Consider the following 15,406-nt stretch of genomic DNA (forward strand, 5'->3'; position numbering starts at 1 on the left):
TCAACCCTTATTAGCCTGCGCCAGCCACTGGTCGAGACCGACGCGGCCGATCCGCGCATCGCCGAGCGGCACGAGCGATTGTTCCTCGACACGGCCGCCGTAGTACGGCGCATCGCGATCCGTCACCACCGGGCGTGCGTCGCCTACCGATTTCAGATAGCGGGTGACGATCTCCGCGAAGGGCGCGCGGTCAGGCCCGGCGATATCGACGGTGCCATTCAGCGGTGCGGCGAGCGCGATCTGCGCGAGGATCGCCGCGACATCGTCCGCGGCGATCGGTTGAAACAGGCCGTCGCTGATGCGCACCGTGCCGCCGTCCGCGCTGTAATCCGCGATACCACCGATGAACTCCATGAACTGCGTCGCGCGCACGATCGTGTACGGCACGCCCGCCGCTTCGATCACCTCTTCCTGCGCAACCTTGGCAACGAAATACGCGTTCTCCGGCGTGCGATCACAGCCGACGATTGATAGCGCGACGTGATGGCGTACCCCTGCGGCCACTTCGGCTTTGCCGAGGTTGCGCGCCGAGGTGCGGAAAAAATCGAGTACCGCCTGCGGCTCCCAAGACGGTGCGTTCGTCACATCCACTACGACGTCCGCGCCCATGAGCGCATTGCTCAGGCCTTCGCCTGTAACGGCATTTACGCCGGTGCGCGGCGACGCGGCAAGCGTCTCATGACCCGCGTTATTGAGCAGCGTGACGACACGCGATCCGATCAGGCCGGAACCACCGATTACGACGATTTTCATGGCAGATTCTCCAGATGAGAGTAAATGGACGCACGGGGCGCCGGACGGGTGTCGTATTGCGTGAAAGTGTTCGCCGCCGTCGCATTGCGTGAGGCTATTGTGGAAGAATCATGCTCTATCGAAAAGTGACAAGAATTGTCGATCCGACTAGTCCATGTCAGTTGCCGCTTCCCTTGCCCGCGAGACCGTCATGACCGTAGCAACGCCCGCATTAACCATCGAAATCGATCGACAGCAGCAGTTGCCGATCTATCTGCAAATCTGCGAGCGTTTCAGGACCGCGATCGCCGCGGGGCATCTGCGTCCCGGCGATCGCGTGCCTGCGCTGCGCGGCCTCGCCACGCAACTGAGCACGGCGCGCGGCACGGTCGAACTCGCCTATACGATCCTCGTCGACGAGGGCTATCTGCAGATGCGCGGCGCGGCGGGCACGTTCGTATCGTCGTCGCTGCCGGCATCGGTGATGCGCTCGTCGCGTGCGCAAGGCGTTCAGGAGGCGCGCGGCAGGCAGAGCACTGGAGGAACGGGCACGCCGCAGACGCCGGGCGAATCGAGCAGTGGTCAAGCGGCGCCGCGCCAGCAGGCCATTGCCGTCGCCATGAGCGGCGCGCCGCGGCCGTTGCAGCCAGGGCTGCCCGCGCTCGACGCATTTCCGGGCAAGCTATGGAACCGGCTCGTTTCGCGCCACGCGCGCAGCGGCGACCGCGCGATGCTCGCGTACCCGGATCCGGCCGGTTACCGGCCGCTGCGCGAACATATCGCCACGTATCTCGGGCTGTCGCGCGGTGTGAACTGCCTGCCGGAACAGGTGTTCGTGACCGGCGGCTACCGTGCGACGCTCGAACTCGTGTTGCGTAGTCTCGCGCGTCCGAACGATCGCATGTGGTTCGAAGATCCCGGCTATCTGCTCGCGCGCGGTTATCTGGCCGAAACCGGCGTGCAGCTCGTGCCGGTGCCAGTGGATAGTGAAGGGATCGACGTCGAGCGCGGCACACTGCTGGATGCAGAGGCACGCTTCGCGGTGGTTACGCCGTCGCATCAGAGTCCGCTCGGGCAAACGCTGTCGCTCGCACGACGCATGGCGCTGCTAGACTCGGCGGAGAAAGCGTCCCGCTGGATCATCGAAGACGACTACGACAGCGAGTTTCGCTATCTGGGCCGGCCATTGCCGGCTTTAAAGAGCCTCGACCGGCGCGATCGCGTGATCTATTCCGGCACGTTCAGCAAGGTGATGTTTCCCGGTTTGCGGCTCGCGTATGTGGTGGTGCCGGAGCGGGCCGTTGAGCGCGTCGGGCGGGTGGCGCACAGCATGAACGCCGGATCGCCGACGCTATTGCAGGCGGCCGTGGCGGATTTCATTGGGCTGGGGCATTTTGCGCGGCATCTGAAGCGGATGCGTGCGTTGTACGGCGAGCGGCGCGTACTGATCGTGAACGCGCTAGAGCAGGCGTTTGGCGAACGGCTGATTGTCGATTTGCCGCCAGGTGGAATTCAGTTCGCGGCGCAGTTCGCCGAAGGCCCCGATGGCCCGGTCGACGACGTCGCCGTCGCCGCGCGCGCCCGCGAGGCGGGGCTCGGGGTGCTGCCGCTTTCGATCTGGTACGCGAATGGCCGCGCGCGGCGCACGCTGCGCGGCCTCGTGATGGGCTTCGCGAACGTCACCGATGCGCGTGAGGCCGGCCGTCTCGCTCGAACGTTGCGCGCGTGTCTGGATGGTTGACGCGCTTTATGCGCTTTGCGAAGCCGTAGACGCAGCCATGCTAGCGCTGCGGGCCGCCTGCGTTGCGAGCGAAGCGAACACCGCATCGCCGGTAAGTTGCGCACGTGCCGCATCGAGCGCCTCGGCTACAGCCGCTTCGCCCATCACAAGCCCCTGCAGGAGGAGAAACTGTACGCTGTGGATGCCGATCGTTCCGAGTGCATAGCGCAGATACGGCGTGAGGAAGTCCGGCTGCCGCGCGCGTTCGCCGCTATGGACACCACCTGAACCGACGATCACGATGGTCGGCCGGTCACGCATCAGTCCAACCTTGCCTTCCGGTGTCGAGGCAAACGTCCGATGAATGCGCAATGTGTAATCGATCCATAGCTTGAGCGCTGCCGGCACCGTGAAGTTGTGCATCGGCGTGTTGATAATGAGCGCATCCGTCGTTTCGATTTCATCGATCAGTTGTTCGGAGACATCGAACTGCGCTTTATCCGGCGTGCGCGATGTGACGGCGCGCGCATAGTCGCGGGCAACCGGCGGCAGCGGCGTGGCTGCCAGATCGCGTTCGATCACTTTGATGGCCGCTGCAGCGGGTGCGGTGTGCTCGTGCAGCATGCCGGCGATCTCGCCGGCAAAACGATAGCCGTGGCTCGCCTCGCCGTGTGGGCTGGCGTTGATCAATAGAATTTTCATGACTTGAACGTCGCGGGATGGGAAAGAGGGGCCAGTGGTTCGACGAAATGCATGCCGCGAGCGAGCAGCCCATTGCGGAAATAGAAGCGTTGCGCAAGTGGCATGTGCAGACCCGTGTCGAGCACGAAGTGCACGCAGCCGGCTTCGCGCGCGATCTGCCGTACCGCGTCGAGCAGTTGCGCGCCAATGCCGCCACGCTGCAACCGGTCATCTACAACCAGATCGTCGACATAGACGAAGCGGCCATAGAGCAGATTAGTCAGCGTGCGATAACCGGCGAGGCCGACGACGCTGCCCGCGTCGGACGCAGCGAGCAGGCGATAGCCTTCAACATGCTGTCTGGCCACCTGCGCGGCGAACGAGTGCGCGTCCGTCAGATGCGGGCGCAACTGAAGCATGACGTCGAATGCGGGCTGCAACGAATCGGGCGTGTCGAGGTGAACGAAGCGAAGCGAGGCGGGCATGTGCGCCTCCATAAGGAACGACGCTCACGATACCTGGCGAACGGCCTGGTCGATAGAGCCAAGAATCTGCGATTCGACTAGACCATCCAGCGGACGCGGCAGCAATCAAACCGGTGTTTTCAAGGCGCCGGGTTCAGCAGGGTTTTGTCGGACGCATACGGATCTTCAGCGTGCACCACTACGGCGGTGACATTGTCGCGTCCGCCGCGCGCAATGGCCAGGTCGACCAGTTCATCAGACGCGCGCTCACACGTCACCGTGGTCAGCACCCCCAGTATTTCCTCGTCGCTGATTTCGTTGCTCAAGCCGTCGCTGCAAAGAAGGAAAACGTCGCCGTCCGCGACTTCGATCGCATCGTCGTCGAGTTCGAGCACGTCCATTGCGCCGACCGCGCGCGTGATCATGTGCTGCGCCGGATGATGCCGCGCCTCCTCGTCGGTAATCACGCCGAGAGACTTGAGTTCTTCCACCTGACTATGATCGCGCGTGAGTTGCCGCAATTGCCCTTCGCGATACAGATAGAGACGACTGTCGCCGGCCCATAGGTAGCCGCAGAAACGGTCGCACGCGAGCAGCACGATGACGGTACTGCCGATCCGTTGCACCTGGCGGCGCGCGGCTTCGTCCCTCAGTTGGCGGTTGGCCTTTTGCAGCCGTGCTCGCGCGTCGGCGATACAGGTTTTCATGGCGAGCGGTGGCGCGAGACGGCTCAGCGCATCGATTACCAGTCGGCTCGCCAGATCGCCGACCGCGTGCCCACCCATGCCATCGGCGACGGCCCAGCGTCCGGGTTCGGGCTGGGCGAGGCAGGCATCTTCGTTGATTTCACGGACGCATCCGGCGTCGGAGCGCGCGGACGACGTCCATCGAAATTGGCTCGGACAGGTCACAAGGGCTACACCGTATCGTTTCTACTGCGTGCGTCAGGTGAGACGTTGATGTTCGAATTCGCGCCGGTGTTGCGTACATCGACCGACTGGAACGTGTTGATCATCTGGTTAGCATAGAAGTTGTTCGAGATGTCGTACAGGTTCACGACCGGACCGATGCTCGGCGTTTCCCGCACATAGGGCTGAATCCAGCCGTACACCCACGGCGCACCGCCGCCGCCGCGGATCGCCGCCATCGCTTTACGGTCGAGCGCGAGGTTAAGCGAGAGGTCGTTTACTGTGATGGAAGCCATGTCGTTCTCCGGGTGGCCGCGTGCGTCGGGCGCGCGGTTGAAAAGGAATTGAACGTGATGGTGCAAGTGCCATGCCAATTTGCGGCTCGAGCGGGCGCTTTCTCGTAACGCGTTGATTGGTGGGCGATTCCGCGCGCCTGGTTGTCAGCGCTTGTTCGTGCGGCGCTGAAGACGTCGGGATGCAGCCAACATCCGGGCGCTCACACCGGTGCAGAACCCAACACATTGACCGGACCTCCGAACCCCTGGCGAACACACTCGCTACGGCTTAGCCAACACGCCAAATGATCGACGTTTGCCAACAGATCGGCTCGATTTGTGTCGGATCATGACGGACACACGCTGCACTCAAAATGCCTCCCAATTCCTGCCAGCCCTTTAAACAAAGGCTTTTCGCCACATGGCCCGGATGATGCAAAAGATCTCGCAACAGTGTTGGATATTGAACCGAGACCAGCCATGAACACGAACCACCTCCCGACGAGCAGCGAAGACCAAGACGAACGCTGCAATGAAACGTCGACCATCGACCTGCCGATCGGCGCGCATCTCGTTACGCAACGGCGCGGCTACGAACACCACGGCATTTATGTGGGCAATGGCCGCGTGGTTCACTACGCCGGCTTTGCGAGCTCGGCGCATCGCGGTCCGGTGGAAGAAGTGGAATTAACCAGCTTCGCCGCCGGTCATCCCTTGACGATCCGCGCGACCCCGAGCGCCCGTTACGTCGGCGATGAAGCCGTGCGCCGCGCCCGCTCCCGCCTCGGCGAAAACCATTACCGCCTGTTGACGAATAACTGCGAGCACTTCTGCGCGTGGTGCCTGCTTGGCGAAAGCCGCAGCGAACAGGTGCATTGCTGCTTGACGCATCCCCGTGCCGGCGTGCTCACGCTGGTGTGTCTGGTGAAGGCGTTTGTCGAACGCACCGCGAAGAATGGTCAGGTTGCCGCCCAATTCGCCTAAGCGAGCAGGAACGAGTTCAGCAATTCAGGGATTCAAGGATCGAGGAGAGCATCATGGTTGCCGCAGAAAAGACCTTGCACTGGGCCGTCGATAAATGGCTCGCACCAACCCCGTCGATGCCCGCACGTGTCGTGCGGTTTTGCCACAGCGCGTCGCAGCATCAGCGCTACGTTTGCGTGGAAGCCCTGCGGCCGGGCGGCTTGCTGTCGATCTTCTTCTTCCGTCATGACGACGGCTCGTGGAACGTGTTCCCGCCGCAAGCCGAGCGGCCCGCCATGAACGGCCATCGACGCGCGGCAGTTTGCTAGCTTTGTGTGTGCGAGGCTGCTTCCTTGACGATCCACTGACTGAACAGCAGCATCGCCGACGTCATCGGTTTGCCCTTCAACCACGTCAGCCAGTAGCTGCCGGCGTGAACTTCCACCTCGAACGGCCGCACCAGCCGGCCCGTGTTGATCTCGTGATCGAACATCAGCGCCGGCGCCAGCGCGATACCCGCACCCTGCATGGCCGCCTCCACCATGAGCCGCGATGAATCGAACACCGGGCCGCGAATCGGTCGCGGCGGGATGCCGGCGGCCGTGAACCAGCTCATCCAGTCGTCGACGCGATAGGACCGCAGTAAAGTTTCGTTGGCGAGATCCGTTGGCTCGGACAGACGCTTGGCAATCTCGGGCGCGCACAGAATGGCGAGCGGTGCGTCGAGCAGCCGGGTGGCGAGCGAGCCCGGCCAGGTGCCGTCGCCGAAACGGATCGCGACGTCGAGGCCTTCGGTGGCGAGATCGACCAGATTGTTGTTCGTCAGCAGCCGCAACTCGACAAACGGATGCGCGTCGCGAAACGACTTGAGCCGCGACATCAGCCAGCCCACCGCGAAAGTGCCCACCACGCCGACCGTTAGCACCTCGTGGAAGTGGCCGCCGTCGAACTGTTTGAGCACGGCTTCGATGCGATCGAACGCATCCGTGAGGACAGGGCGTAGCGCGAGGCCTTCGTCGGTCATGGCCAGTCCGCGGGGCAGACGTTTGAAGAGCGCGGTGCCCAGCCGCTCTTCCAGCGTTCTCACCTGCTGGCTCACGGCCGCCTGGGTGACGTTCAATTCGAGCGCGGCACGCGTAAAGCTCAGATGCCGCGCGGACGATTCGAAGGCGCGCAGCGCGTTCAACGGGAGATACGGTCTCATGGTGGAAGCATAAGATTTTCTAGGGTATCGACTAACTTATCATCGTTTGCCAGCGGGCGCCGAAAAACCGATAGTTGCGGCTTCACATAAGGAGCGGCGATGATCACAAGACGGAAATTCGCGGGCGCGATGCTCGGCGTTTCGATAGCTGGGGTTGCGGTTGGCAGTGGCGGCGCCCTCGGGAAAGCGGTGAAGGCGGGCACAGCAAAGCAGGGCGGCAGCGTGGCGAAGGCGGACACCATTCGTCAACGGCTCGCTCAGATCGAAGCGGAAAGCGGCGGCCGGCTCGGCGTGTCGATCGTCGACACGACCTCCGGATTGCACGCCGGTTTGCGGACGGACGAGCGTTTTCCGATGTGCAGCACATTCAAACTACTGGCGGCGGGTTTCGTGCTGACGCGCGTGGATCGCGGACAAGAAGACCTGGAACGGCGCATTGTGTTTTCCAAAAGCGATCTTGTGCCGTACTCGCCCGCCACCAGCCAGCACACCCGCGAGCGCACCGGCGACACGGGGATGAGCGTCGCCGACTTGTGCAAGGCGGCCATCACGCTCAGCGACAACACCGCGGCAAACCTGCTGCTGGCGAGTTTTGGCGGACCCGCCGCTTTGACCGCATTCGCGCGCAGTATCGGCGACGGCATCACACGTCTGGACCGCAATGAGCCGACGCTGAACGAAGCGACGCCCGGCGATCCGCGCGATACCACCACGCCCAATGCAATGCTCGGGAATCTGCGCGAGCTGCTGCTGGGCGAGCGTTTGTCCTCGTCGTCGCGTGCACAACTGCTGGCCTGGCTCGCCGCGAATCAGACTGGCGACGAACGGATTCGCGCGAAGCTGCCGAAGGATTGGGGCGTCGGCGACAAAACGGGCACGGGCGATCACGGCACGGCAAATGACGTCGCGATTCTGTGGCCGCCGGGACGCGGGCCGATTCTTGTGACGGTTTACCTCACCGAGACGAGCGGCGATGCGGCGCGCAGCAATGCGGCGATCGCAAACGTCGGGGCGTTGATAGTGGCTTCGGTTTGATGGTGTGAGCACGTTCAGTGCATGAACCGATTCGTGGTGCAAACGCGCTGACCACTGGAAAATGTGGACCGACCACGGGAGAAATGGGCCGACTATGGGAGAAGTAGGCCTACTTCTTTCGCCTACGATTGAAATCCGAATCGTGCGACACTAGGGCCACACCAAAGGGGGCTCCTATGTCTGTCTATATCCTGGCATTGCTAATCGGTGTAGTGGCCGGCCTTCGCGCGATGACCGCGCCTGCGGCCGTCAGTTGGGCCGCGCATCTGGGATGGTTGCCGCTGCAGGATACGCCGCTGGCATTTCTCGGCTTTGCTGCCACACCGTACATCTTCACTGTGCTGGCGATCGTCGAACTGATTACCGACCAATTGCCCAAGACACCTAGCCGTACCGTGCCGATGCAATTCGGTGCGCGTATCGTTCTGGGTGGGTTGAGTGGCGCGGCGATCGGGGCGGCACATGGCGGCTTGGTGGGTGGTTTGATTGCCGGGGTGGTGGGTGCGGTGATAGGCACCTTGGGTGGCGCGAAGGTGAGAGGTGCGTTGGCGCGCACATTCGGCCGCGATTTGCCGGCCGCGTTGATCGAAGACGCGGCGGCGATCATTGGTGCTGTGTTGATTGTGATGGCGTTGCGTTGAGGTCGGCGAGGTGTGCGTTGACCAACCATCCGTCATCGCGCACAATTTTTTCGCCCAACGGCCACAACAAATACCTGACTGGCAACCGACGGTCGGCTATCCGCGGGTATGACAGTCCCGCGTCATGGCGTAAAATTTCAGCTTCGATATGAAGCAACGTCATTTACGCTAACTCATGCCAACGCCTGCAGACAAATCAAACTCAAAGGAAAGCGAGGGCGTTGCCGTCATCGATCGTGCTTGCGCGATTCTGTTCGCCTTCAGGCCGGACGACGTCGCGCTCACGCTCGCTGAGCTCGCAGCCCGCACGGGGCTTTACAAGAGCACGCTGTTGCGGCTCGCGGGCTCGCTGATCCAGCACCGCCTGCTGCTGCGTCTGGACGACGGCCGCTATCAACTCGGCTCCGCCACCTTCATGCTCGGCGCGCTGTATCAGCGCAGTCTGAATGTCGGCGACATTGTGGTGCCGCTGATGCGCGAACTCGCGGAAACGAGCGGAGAAAGCGTGTCCTTCTATGTGCGCGACGAGGCGGTGCGTGTGTGTTTGCATCGTGTGGACTCGACGCATGCGGTGCGATTTCACGTGCGCGAAGGTGACGTGCTGCCGCTGGAAAGCGGCTCGGGCGGCCTCGCTTTGCTGGCGTTCGGCGGCAAGCCGGGCGAGCCGTACGAGAAGATTCGCGAGGACTTCTACTGTGTGTCGATCGGCGAGCGCGATCGCGAGACAGCGGGGGTTTCGATGCCGGTATTCGGTGTGCGCCAGAGTTTGCGTGGCGTGCTGACGCTTGCGGGCCCGAGCTCGCGCATCGATCAGGTTTTCCTCGAGAGCAATCTCGGCGCGCTGTTCGATTGCGCCGCGCGCGCTACGGATGCGTTAGGCGGCGATTCGCGCGCGATGCGCAACGCGCAGCGGCGCGCGGCCGAAGTTCAGGACAGGTGACGCTCGGGCTTGCCCGTGTAGGTGTAGCTCATCTGGCGCGGCATCGGGCCTTTATTGCGCTCGTTGCGTCCGCGTTGCTCCCATGCGTGCGACAGAATGCCGACCGCGCGTGACAGGCAGAACACCCCGCGTGCCAGCTCCGGCGCAAAGCCGAGTTCCGCGTAGATCACGGCGGTTGCGCCGTCGATATTCATCGGCACGGGTTTGTTCTTGCGCTGCTTGAGCAAGGTTTCAATGCCGCGCGCGATAGCGGCGTATCGTCCGCTGATACTTTTCTGTTCGACGCTTTCATCCACGAGTGAGAGAAGCCGGATTGCCCGCGGATCGACCGGGTGAAAGCGGTGCCCGAAGCCGGGCAAATACTTGCCGTGTTCGGCGGTGAAAGCATCGACGCCTTGTTCGACCGCATCTTCCAACGTGGCACCTGCTTGCATGCGTTCGGCAATCGAGTCGTACAGTTCGACCGCCTGCTGGCCTGCGCCGCCATGCACATCATCCAGTGCATTGATCGCCGAGGCCATCGCGCCGTTCAACGGCAAACCGCAACTGGTCGCCATCCGCGAGATTGCAATCGACGGTGCGTGCGGGCCATGGTCGACCGATGCCACCAACGCCGCTTCGAACAAACGCGCTTGCGCGGCATCAGGCAATTCGCCGCGCAACATCAGCCAGATCATTTGCGGAAAACTGACGTTGCCGATCAACTCCTGAATCGGGAACCCGCGCACCTTGATCGAGCCTGGATGAATATCGATGATCGAGGTGCTCCAGTACTCGGCGGCGAGCTTGGCGGCGTCGAATGCTTGCGTCATAGTCAGATCACTCCTTCGGAGCGTAGATGGTCGATTTGCGCGTCGTCGTAACCGAGCGAGGCGAGATGCTCACGTGTGTGAGCCGATAGAACCGGCGCGGGTACGGTAGGCGCCGTGTCGGCATCGGATAGCCTGAAACCCGCACGGGTGACGCGTTGCCGCTCAGTGGTGCCGTCGCCGGCAAATTCGCGGATGAACTCGCGTGATTCCAGATGCGGATGCGCGAGAATCTCCGGCACCGACATCACACGCCCGGCCGGCACGCCTGCTTCGAAGAATTTGGCTTCCCAGTTCGTCGCGCTGTCGCTTGCCAGTGCCGCTTCGATTTCGGCTTTCAGTGCCGCGCGATTCACTTTGCGTGCGTTGCGCTCGGAGAAACGCGCGTCGTCGAGCAGATCCGCACGGCCGATCAGATCGCAGAGGCTTGCGAACTGCTTGTTCTCGTTCGCGGCGATATTGAGGGGGCCGTCGCCGGTTTTGAAGGTGCCCGAAGGTGCGGCGGTGAAGTTCTCGTTGCCCATCGGCTCGGGCGTGACCCCGGCGTTCAGATAGTTCGATACGACCCAGCCCATCGTCGCCAGCGTGGCTTCCAGCATCGAGACGTCGAGCATGCGGCCGTGTCCGCTCGCGCGGGCATCGACTAATGCGGCGCAGATGCCGAACGCCGCGGTGAGACCGCCTACGGTATCCGATACCGGATAGCCGACGCGCAACGGCGCGCTGTCGGCATCGCCGGTCACGCTCATCACGCCTGAGATGCCCTGAATGATCTGATCGTAGGCCGGTCGTTTCGAAAACTCGCCGTCCATGCCGAAACCCGAGATCGCGCAATACACGAGCTTGGGATTCACTTCACGCAGGGCGTCGAAATCGAGGCCGAGCCGCGTCATCACACCCGGCCGGAAGTTTTCGACCAGTACGTCGGCGGTTTTGACGAGCTCGCGCAAAATGGTCTTGCCGCGCGCGTCTTTAAGATTGAGCGTGATGGACTGCTTACCCGCATTCACCGCGACGAAGGAGGCGCCCATGTTGCGCATGGACGCTTCCTTGTCGGCGCCTAAGCGTCGCGCAAGATCGCCGCCTTCGGGGTGTTCGACCTTGATTACGTCGGCGCCGAGCAGCGCGAGTTGATATGCGCAAAACGGTCCCGCCAACACATTCGATAAATCCAGTACCCGCACTCCAGCCAACGGCAGCGTCATCTTTGAAGCCTCTTGTTCAATGCGTTCAATGCGAAATTTCGTCGAGGTTGCGATTGTTGGTGCGGGGTCCGAAGATACCGATCGCGCCCATCACCATTACCATCGACACAGTGATCAACGCGAACACGCCTGGCACCTGGAAGTGGCGCAGCGCGAAGGCGATCATGAAGCCGGAAAACATCGCGGACAAACGCGACATCGAATAGACGAAGCCAACAGCGCGCGCCCGCAAGCGCGTGGGGAACAATTCAGTCTGGTACGCGTGATAGCCGACCGAGAGCAGCGTGCCGCTAAGGGTGATCAGCACACCGAGCGTCATCAGCATGGCGGGCGAGGTTTGCGTCGCGAACAGGCTGCCGAACACGGCGATACCGAGTGCCGACAGCACGATCAAGGTCTTACGTTCGATGCGGTCCGCGATCGCCATGCCGATCAGCGGTCCGAACGGATTCGAGGCCGCAATAACGAACGAGTACATCAGGCTGTGCGTGATCGTTATGCCTTTCGAAACTAGCAGGGTCGGCACCCATGACGCGAAACCGTAGAAGCCGATCGCCTGGAACAGGTTGAACACGAGCATCGTGATCGCGCGTTTGCGATACGGCGACTGCCAGATTTCGCGGAAGGCCGCCTTGGTGGTGGCGGGCTCGACTGTCGGGACAGGGGCGGGCAATGGCTTCCCGTATTGCTTCGCGACTTTCGCTTCGATCGCCTGCAGGACCTGTTCCGCTTCGGCGGCGCGGCCTTGCTGCGCGAGCCAACGCGGGCTTTCCGGCACACGCCGGCGAATGGCCCACACCACGACCGCGCCGAGCGCGCCGATGATCACAACCCAGCGCCAGCCGTCGACGCCGTATGGCGTTTGCGGCACCAGCCACCACGCAAGCAGGGCGACCGACGGCACAGCGGTGTACTGCACCAGATGAACGAAAGCGAACGCGCGGCCACGCAGATGTTTCGGCACGAGTTCGCTGACGTAAGTGTCGATCGTCACCAGTTCGACGCCCACGCCGATGCCCGCGATCAGGCGCCACAGATTGATGGCCGGCGCACTGGTTTGCAGCGCCATGATCAGGGTGGCCGCGGAATACCACAGGAGCGAAACGGTAAACACGGTTCTGCGGCCATAGCGGTCCGCCATGCCCGCAAAAAAGAACGTGCCGATGAAGAGCCCCGCGAACGACGCCGCCACGAAGGCGCCCAGCCCGGACACGCCGAAGAACGACGCGGTGGTTGTCGCGTAGAGCCCGCTTTTGACGAGGCCCGGGCCGACATAGGCCGTAAAAAACAGATCGTAGAACTCGAACCAGCCGCCGATCGACAGCAGGAACACCAGCATCCATACCGTGCGCGTCGCCGGCAGACGGTCGATGCGCGCGTTGATGCCAGTCGTGAGTCCCTGCGCACCGGCGCTTGAATCGGGCGACGCGCCGGGTGCTTCGATCGGCAGGCTTGCCATGAAATCCTCCTTTGATACTCTTGTCACGTCGTTCTGTCTAACAGAATGACGTTCTATTTAATGGGTGTGCCGAGATTAGTCCGTGTGGCGTCTGCCAGGAATTCGGGGTTTTACCTAGCCGTCAAACCCCCATTCGCTGCAGCATCGCGAGAAGGGCGTCGAATGAAAGCGGCTTGCGCGCGTAGGCGATGGTCGGATTCGGTTGCGCGGGGATATCCGCGGCCGCGCTGCACAGGATGATGGGAATCGCGCGCAGATTGGGGTCGTTGTACAGTGCGGCGCACAGTTGCAGCCCCGACATGACCGGCATCATGCAGTCCGACACGATGATGTCGGGCCGGGTGTTGCTGATCTGTTCAAGCGCGGCCGCCCCGTTGGATGCTGTCAGTACGGTATAGCCATGCCGCTCCAGCAACAGTCGCCAGACCGTGAGGATGTCGAACTCGTCGTCCACGACCAGAATGGTTTTCATGGGCGGCTACGTTTTTCGTCGCGGCGTCAGCGTGGCCGACAGGCCTTGCGCTGAAACCCCGCCGGCGGCGTTGACCGGGCTTTCGATCACGTCGAGGCCCTCAGACGAAATGACAAGTTCGCGCAGCGACGTGTCGTGCGCGCTTTCGCGCTGCTTGACCACCGAAATCATGCGCCGCAAACCCGTTTCCGTTTCGGCGTAGCGCAGCAGGACGAGGTTTTCGGTCAATGCGGAGACCCGCACGCTTTTCGCATGGCCGGGGTCGGCGTAAAGCGGCAGCTCCTCCGTCAGTATCGTGGTGACGCAGGCTTCCCTCAGTTGATGAAGCAGGGCATTCAGGAACAAGCCGAAGCGTTCGGTCCGCAACGCGGAATCGCGAAAGCCTTCCACGCCGTCGATCACGATCCGCTTCGCACCACTCTTCTTGACCGTGGCAAGCGCAACCGCCGCGAGTTCGTCGATCGCCAGTTCTATGGCGGGTTGCCATTGAATCATGAGGCGGCCGTCGTTGTACGCGTCGGCGAGATCGATCGAGACAGCCTCGGCTTTGCCGACCAGCCGCTGCGGCCCTTCGTAAAAGCCCAGATACACGCAGCGTTCGCCGCGCGCCACGCCGGCCGCGAGAAATTGCAGGCAGAGCAGGGTCTTGCCGACACCTGACGGCCCGATCAGCGTGGTCGTGGAACCTTGCGCGAAGCCGCCGCCGAGCAGATTGTCGAGATGCGGGAGACCGAAGCCGAGCCGTGTTTTCAGATCGACCGGGCCTGGTTGCGCAGCGCATTGCGATTCCAGACGCGGGAACATCAGAAGCCCGCTTTCGGCGATGCGAAAGAAATGCTTGCCCATCAGATGGTTGCGCGCCCGCATTTTGTGCACTTCGATTTCGCGTCCACGGCGCATGCCGTCGCTGTAGCGGTTCAGTTCGATCAGGCCGTCGACCAGCGTGTGCTCGGGGTGGGGTTCGTTGCCGGAGAGCGGCGCGAGCAACAGCGTGGTGCAATCCATTGCCGCGGCCAGCGCGTTCAGTTCGTGGATGAACTTCGACAGCGACAATTCGGTTTCGCTGAATTCGCGTGCGCTGCGAAAGCCGTCGATGATCATGAGGCTCGGCCGATGGTCGTAAATGCTTGACGCAATCAGCTTGAGGAAGCCATCGAGACCGTCCTGCATCAGCTCGTGATAGCCGGACACGAACAGCATTTGCTGTGCGACGGCGGTTTCGTCGAAGAAGCTCAGGCCTTTGAGGTGCGCCAGCAGTTTGTCGTGCGACTCGGCGATCAAGGTCACGTAGAGCACCTTTTCGCCCTTGCTGACACGATGAAAGCCGATCTGGCTCGACAGGATTGTTTTGCCCGCACCGGCCATGCCTTCCAGCAGATAGACGCCGCCGCTGACCAGACCTCCGCCCAGGATCTCATCGAAACCGGGGACACCTGTTTCCATGTTGGAGCGGGAGGATGTCTGAGATTCGTGGATAGTCATTGTCGATATGTCGTTCAAAGTACGGAGGAGCGACAGCTTGCAAATGAAATCAAGCGGATGTGCATCGCTCAACCTAACCACGTCAGCAATTCGCGTTCCTGGTTGTGGACGGCGCTGCGCGTGTCGGCATTCGATGAGGGGATCCTGGCTGGGGCCGCCCCCCGCTTGGTGAACAGCAAGGGACAGGCCAGCGCGGAGCGTGCGCAAGGGGAGCGGGAGAGGGGGCTTACAGGGCGGTGCAGAGAGCGTATGGCGGCGTTTTTTTCAAATCGATGCAATGAAGGGGGCACGGCGGGAGGGGAGACGGGCATGTCCCTCGCGCATGCAAAGTACCCGTCATGCGCGAGGATGAGGCGTTTTACGCAGGCTCAGCAATGGTCCGGCATACACCTTGGCTACACACGAAACTGCTCGCG

The 15,406-nt window shown here is 62.4% G+C and carries 17 protein-coding genes; 6 read left to right on the forward strand and 11 right to left on the reverse strand.

Going from position 1 to position 15,406, the window contains the following annotated elements:
- A complete protein-coding gene (locus tag PQQ86_RS23010; RefSeq protein WP_408272071.1) occupies nucleotides 1-753 on the reverse strand; it encodes an SDR family oxidoreductase in 753 nt (250 codons plus the stop codon).
- Nucleotides 754-943: 190 nt separating this feature from the next.
- Here PQQ86_RS23010 and pdxR point away from each other — a divergent pair, with 190 nt between their 5' ends.
- A complete protein-coding gene (pdxR, locus tag PQQ86_RS23015; protein WP_408272073.1) occupies nucleotides 944-2,473 on the forward strand; it encodes a MocR-like pyridoxine biosynthesis transcription factor PdxR in 1,530 nt (509 codons plus the stop codon).
- A gap of 6 nt (nucleotides 2,474-2,479) precedes the next feature.
- Here the strand turns inward: pdxR and PQQ86_RS23020 are convergent, their stop codons facing one another.
- From PQQ86_RS23020 to PQQ86_RS23035, 4 genes are all read right to left on the reverse strand, one after another.
- Nucleotides 2,480-3,154: an FMN-dependent NADH-azoreductase gene (locus PQQ86_RS23020; RefSeq protein ID WP_408272076.1), complete on the reverse strand. Its 675-nt coding sequence runs from the start codon at nucleotides 3,152-3,154 to the stop codon at nucleotides 2,480-2,482.
- On the reverse strand, nucleotides 3,151-3,618 hold the full coding sequence (locus PQQ86_RS23025) for a GNAT family N-acetyltransferase (protein ID WP_408272078.1): 468 nt from the start codon (nucleotides 3,616-3,618) through the stop codon (nucleotides 3,151-3,153). Before PQQ86_RS23025 ends, PQQ86_RS23020 begins: the two co-directional genes overlap by 4 nt.
- 119 nt (nucleotides 3,619-3,737) lie before the next feature.
- A complete protein-coding gene (locus PQQ86_RS23030; RefSeq protein ID WP_408272081.1) occupies nucleotides 3,738-4,508 on the reverse strand; it encodes a PP2C family protein-serine/threonine phosphatase in 771 nt (256 codons plus the stop codon).
- A gap of 5 nt (nucleotides 4,509-4,513) precedes the next feature.
- Nucleotides 4,514-4,801 carry a hypothetical protein gene (locus PQQ86_RS23035; protein ID WP_054035641.1) on the reverse strand — a complete coding sequence of 96 codons (288 nt, stop codon included), beginning with the start codon at nucleotides 4,799-4,801 and terminating at the stop codon, nucleotides 4,514-4,516.
- A gap of 459 nt (nucleotides 4,802-5,260) precedes the next feature.
- Between PQQ86_RS23035 and PQQ86_RS23040 the strand changes: the two genes are divergently transcribed.
- Together PQQ86_RS23040 and PQQ86_RS23045 are read left to right on the forward strand one after the other, a co-directional pair.
- Nucleotides 5,261-5,764 (forward strand): lecithin retinol acyltransferase family protein, encoded by a 504-nt coding sequence (locus PQQ86_RS23040; RefSeq protein WP_408272085.1) that lies wholly within the window; start codon nucleotides 5,261-5,263, stop codon nucleotides 5,762-5,764.
- Between the two features lie 53 nt (nucleotides 5,765-5,817).
- Nucleotides 5,818-6,072, forward strand: a complete 255-nt coding sequence (locus PQQ86_RS23045) for a hypothetical protein (protein ID WP_097395623.1) — start codon at nucleotides 5,818-5,820, stop codon at nucleotides 6,070-6,072.
- Here PQQ86_RS23045 and PQQ86_RS23050 read toward each other — a convergent pair.
- Nucleotides 6,069-6,947, reverse strand: coding sequence for a LysR family transcriptional regulator (locus PQQ86_RS23050; RefSeq protein WP_408272088.1), 879 nt, complete (start codon nucleotides 6,945-6,947; stop codon nucleotides 6,069-6,071). The two genes, PQQ86_RS23045 and PQQ86_RS23050, sit on opposite strands and share 4 nt — an antisense overlap.
- Nucleotides 6,948-7,046: 99 nt before the next feature.
- On the opposite strand from PQQ86_RS23050, the gene bla reads away from it, so the two are divergent.
- From bla to PQQ86_RS23065, 3 genes are all read left to right on the forward strand, one after another.
- Nucleotides 7,047-7,982, forward strand: coding sequence for a class A beta-lactamase (gene bla, locus PQQ86_RS23055; RefSeq protein WP_408272091.1), 936 nt, complete (start codon nucleotides 7,047-7,049; stop codon nucleotides 7,980-7,982).
- Nucleotides 7,983-8,158: 176 nt separating this feature from the next.
- Nucleotides 8,159-8,623, forward strand: a complete 465-nt coding sequence (locus PQQ86_RS23060; RefSeq protein ID WP_408272093.1) for a DUF4126 domain-containing protein — start codon at nucleotides 8,159-8,161, stop codon at nucleotides 8,621-8,623.
- A 175-nt stretch (nucleotides 8,624-8,798) separates the two neighbouring features.
- A complete protein-coding gene (locus PQQ86_RS23065) occupies nucleotides 8,799-9,563 on the forward strand; it encodes an IclR family transcriptional regulator (protein ID WP_408272096.1) in 765 nt (254 codons plus the stop codon).
- On the opposite strand, the gene PQQ86_RS23070 is transcribed toward PQQ86_RS23065, so the two are convergent.
- The 5 genes from PQQ86_RS23070 to PQQ86_RS23090 all read right to left on the reverse strand — a co-directional run bounded on the left by PQQ86_RS23070 (nucleotide 9,551) and on the right by PQQ86_RS23090 (nucleotide 14,990).
- Nucleotides 9,551-10,375 carry a citryl-CoA lyase gene (locus PQQ86_RS23070; RefSeq protein ID WP_408272098.1) on the reverse strand — a complete coding sequence of 275 codons (825 nt, stop codon included), beginning with the start codon at nucleotides 10,373-10,375 and terminating at the stop codon, nucleotides 9,551-9,553. The genes PQQ86_RS23065 and PQQ86_RS23070 overlap by 13 nt on opposite strands.
- 2 nt (nucleotides 10,376-10,377) lie before the next feature.
- Complete coding sequence (locus PQQ86_RS23075) at nucleotides 10,378-11,577, reverse strand: CaiB/BaiF CoA transferase family protein (RefSeq protein ID WP_408272101.1); 1,200 nt, start codon at nucleotides 11,575-11,577, stop codon at nucleotides 10,378-10,380.
- A 25-nt stretch (nucleotides 11,578-11,602) separates the two neighbouring features.
- Nucleotides 11,603-13,036, reverse strand: a complete 1,434-nt coding sequence (locus PQQ86_RS23080) for an MFS transporter (protein ID WP_408272103.1) — start codon at nucleotides 13,034-13,036, stop codon at nucleotides 11,603-11,605.
- A gap of 121 nt (nucleotides 13,037-13,157) precedes the next feature.
- Nucleotides 13,158-13,508, reverse strand: coding sequence for a response regulator (locus PQQ86_RS23085; RefSeq protein WP_408272106.1), 351 nt, complete (start codon nucleotides 13,506-13,508; stop codon nucleotides 13,158-13,160).
- Nucleotides 13,509-13,514: 6 nt separating this feature from the next.
- Nucleotides 13,515-14,990, reverse strand: coding sequence for an ATPase domain-containing protein (locus tag PQQ86_RS23090; RefSeq protein ID WP_408272109.1), 1,476 nt, complete (start codon nucleotides 14,988-14,990; stop codon nucleotides 13,515-13,517).
- Nucleotides 14,991-15,406: the final 416 nt, after the last annotated feature.

The organism is Paraburkholderia sediminicola (assembly GCF_046026675.1).
GTDB classification, from domain to species: Bacteria; Pseudomonadota; Gammaproteobacteria; order Burkholderiales; family Burkholderiaceae; genus Paraburkholderia; species Paraburkholderia sediminicola_F.

Bases quoted from the DNA above. Each gene is read 5' to 3' on its own strand.
- PQQ86_RS23020 (WP_408272076.1), bottom strand. From the start codon at position 3,154: ATGAAAATTCTATTGATCAACGCCAGCCCACACGGCGAGGCGAGCCAC.
- PQQ86_RS23090 (WP_408272109.1), bottom strand. From the start codon at position 14,990: ATGACTATCCACGAATCTCAGACATCCTCCCGCTCCAACATGGAAACA.
- PQQ86_RS23050 (WP_408272088.1), bottom strand. From the start codon at position 6,947: ATGAGACCGTATCTCCCGTTGAACGCGCTGCGCGCCTTCGAATCGTCC.
- PQQ86_RS23010 (WP_408272071.1), bottom strand. From the start codon at position 753: ATGAAAATCGTCGTAATCGGTGGTTCCGGCCTGATCGGATCGCGTGTC.
- PQQ86_RS23045 (WP_097395623.1), top strand. From the start codon at position 5,818: ATGGTTGCCGCAGAAAAGACCTTGCACTGGGCCGTCGATAAATGGCTC.
- PQQ86_RS23035 (WP_054035641.1), bottom strand. From the start codon at position 4,801: ATGGCTTCCATCACAGTAAACGACCTCTCGCTTAACCTCGCGCTCGAC.
- bla (WP_408272091.1), top strand. From the start codon at position 7,047: ATGATCACAAGACGGAAATTCGCGGGCGCGATGCTCGGCGTTTCGATA.
- PQQ86_RS23080 (WP_408272103.1), bottom strand. From the start codon at position 13,036: ATGGCAAGCCTGCCGATCGAAGCACCCGGCGCGTCGCCCGATTCAAGC.
- PQQ86_RS23075 (WP_408272101.1), bottom strand. From the start codon at position 11,577: ATGACGCTGCCGTTGGCTGGAGTGCGGGTACTGGATTTATCGAATGTG.
- PQQ86_RS23040 (WP_408272085.1), top strand. From the start codon at position 5,261: ATGAACACGAACCACCTCCCGACGAGCAGCGAAGACCAAGACGAACGC.
- pdxR (WP_408272073.1), top strand. From the start codon at position 944: ATGACCGTAGCAACGCCCGCATTAACCATCGAAATCGATCGACAGCAG.
- PQQ86_RS23065 (WP_408272096.1), top strand. From the start codon at position 8,799: ATGCCAACGCCTGCAGACAAATCAAACTCAAAGGAAAGCGAGGGCGTT.
- PQQ86_RS23070 (WP_408272098.1), bottom strand. From the start codon at position 10,375: ATGACGCAAGCATTCGACGCCGCCAAGCTCGCCGCCGAGTACTGGAGC.
- PQQ86_RS23060 (WP_408272093.1), top strand. From the start codon at position 8,159: ATGTCTGTCTATATCCTGGCATTGCTAATCGGTGTAGTGGCCGGCCTT.
- PQQ86_RS23085 (WP_408272106.1), bottom strand. From the start codon at position 13,508: ATGAAAACCATTCTGGTCGTGGACGACGAGTTCGACATCCTCACGGTC.
- PQQ86_RS23025 (WP_408272078.1), bottom strand. From the start codon at position 3,618: ATGCCCGCCTCGCTTCGCTTCGTTCACCTCGACACGCCCGATTCGTTG.